The organism is Lysinibacillus sp. GbtcB16, assembly GCF_019091145.1.
Taxonomy (GTDB): Bacteria; Bacillota; Bacilli; order Bacillales_A; family Planococcaceae; genus Lysinibacillus; species Lysinibacillus fusiformis.
This window is the reverse complement of sequence record NZ_JAGXJV010000552.1, coordinates 1-260: the sequence shown is the minus strand read 5'-3', so window position 1 is coordinate 260 and position 260 is coordinate 1. Positions and strand designations below refer to the sequence as shown.

At 51.2% G+C, this 260-nt stretch carries 1 protein-coding gene; it reads left to right on the top strand.

The genetic code is table 11. The features are described 5' to 3' along the window. Positions 1-41 precede the first annotated feature (41 nt). Positions 42-260, top strand: a 219-nt coding sequence (locus tag KVT27_RS25220) for a tRNA-specific adenosine deaminase (RefSeq protein WP_483307988.1), incomplete at its 3' end; no start/stop codon positions are given.

Sequence of the window (260 nt, the reverse complement as noted above, 5' to 3'; positions counted from 1 at the left end):
AAAACCAACCATACGCTTAACAAATATCTGGAGGTCCCCCCATGATAGATGATACAGATCTGAATTATTTGCATCGCTGTATTGAACTTGCAAAGGCTGCGCTGGAGGCTGGCGATGAGCCATTCGGTTCCATTCTGGTCTCGGCGAGCGGAGATGTGCTTATGGAAGACCATAATCATGTGGCCGGTGGCGACCATACGCAGCACCCGGAGTTTGCGATCGCACGCTGGGCGGCCAATAACATGACAGTGGAAGAAAGA